This is a genomic window from Paenisporosarcina sp. P5_A11 (assembly GCF_056400705.1).
In genome coordinates, this window is record NZ_JBFUKT010000328.1 from 1 (window position 1) to 1,677 (window position 1,677).

Genomic DNA, 1,677 nt, shown 5'->3' on the forward strand with positions numbered 1-1,677 from the left:
CTTCAATACAATCCCGTCCTTTTCATGCATAACTATAGCACTTGTTCTCATAGTTTATCATGTACACCAAAAAAGTGACCAAATCAAATCTTCATTCATACGATACATGGATGAGAGGGGGAAGTATTTTGCACGTACATGTTGTGCAAAAAGGAGATACACTATGGAAAATTTCAAGACAGTATGGTGTATCTTTTGATGAAGTAAAACGTTTAAACGCGCATTTGGCAAATCCCGATTATATCGTTCCGGGGATGAAAATTTTTGTACCGGAAAAATCGAAAAAAATGCATGAGATGAAAGAACACCCGTATAGCAATGAGCGGCCGGTTAAGAAGAGTAAGGAGGAGTACACAGCTCAGCCAGCTCCAAAACCGATGCCACAACCTGCGCCGAAACCAATTTCTAAACCAAGCATGAAGCCGATGCCTCAGCCATTACCACAGCCGATACCGCATCCGATGCCGCATCCGATGCCGCATCCGATGCCAAACCAGATGCCACAACCGATGCCAAACCAGATGCCAAACATGATGCCTCAACCGATGCCACAACCGATGCCGCAAATGATGCCTCAACCGATTAATAATCAAAATTTAATGATGACTCAGATGATGCCTCAGTTTATTCCTTATGGTTGGATGCCAGTTCCTGATATGGATGTTAATCTTCACGTTCAACTGCCTGCTCAAGCTGCGCCACCGCCACCACCGCCACCGCCAATACCTGCACCAACACCAGTACCGAAGCCAATGCCAGTACCGAAGTCAATGCCATTGCCGAAGCCAATGCCATTGCCAGCACCAACATCAAAACTAAAACCTACACATGGTTGGGAATTAGATGATACAAGTTCTTTCTGTGATTCTTCTTCACTAGAAGTTCCAATGTTGCCTCCACACTATCAACACTATCAACACCAACAACCGCCATGTGGTTGTGCACCACCACCATCGCGACCTTGCGGATGTGGATGTGGATGTGGACATCATCAACCTGTACAACACGTTCAAAATCCATATCCACCGCAAACAATTGGCGAAAACCAGGGTCAATATAATATGATGCCTCAACAGATGATGATGCCTCAGCACATGGCTCCGTATATGGCATGCGCGCCTTGTCACATGTGGCCTGGTCCACAAGGGCAATGGGGATACCAAAATCCCGTTCGCCCCTACTGAAAAGTGGAGCGAGGGAATTATGTTCAATTAAAGCCGAATGTGTGGAAATGGCAAATTGGACCCCAAACATATTCATTAAAGAAATACGAACGTCATGATGATGCCGCAAAAATCCGCTTCATTCATGATCAATTAAAAACTATTGGTGCTGATTTTATTGTGCCGGTAGAGCCATACCCAGATGCACTGGTCATTCAACAACCATGGATTGATAGTGGTCGTAAAGTAAAGTTTAGTTTGCCAGAAGACCGCATTAAATCACTTTCTTTAATACAACAACTCCATGATACAAGAAAAAAAATTGCTTGGCACAATTCTATATATTTTCATGAAATCGATTTAAATCGAAAATGGGCACATCGTTTAGAAAAATGGCAACAACTTGARCCGTTTTTATTTCAAAAACTCGGTCCGTCAAAAACACAGAGAATCACACAACTTGCGAAAGCTTCTTTAGATCAGCTTGAACCAGTTAAAAGTGACCACTTAACAC

At 43.3% G+C, this 1,677-nt stretch carries 1 protein-coding gene and 1 pseudogene; both read left to right on the forward strand.

Annotated features, from left to right (window positions below; translation table 11 throughout):
- The first annotated feature begins 128 nt into the window (after positions 1-128).
- Positions 129-1,184, forward strand: coding sequence for a LysM peptidoglycan-binding domain-containing protein (locus tag AC1DOS_RS19965; RefSeq protein ID WP_477538887.1), 1,056 nt, complete (start codon positions 129-131; stop codon positions 1,182-1,184).
- A 3-nt stretch (positions 1,185-1,187) separates the two neighbouring features.
- Positions 1,188-1,677 (forward strand): annotated as a pseudogene (locus AC1DOS_RS19970) (phosphotransferase); the annotation flags it as partial.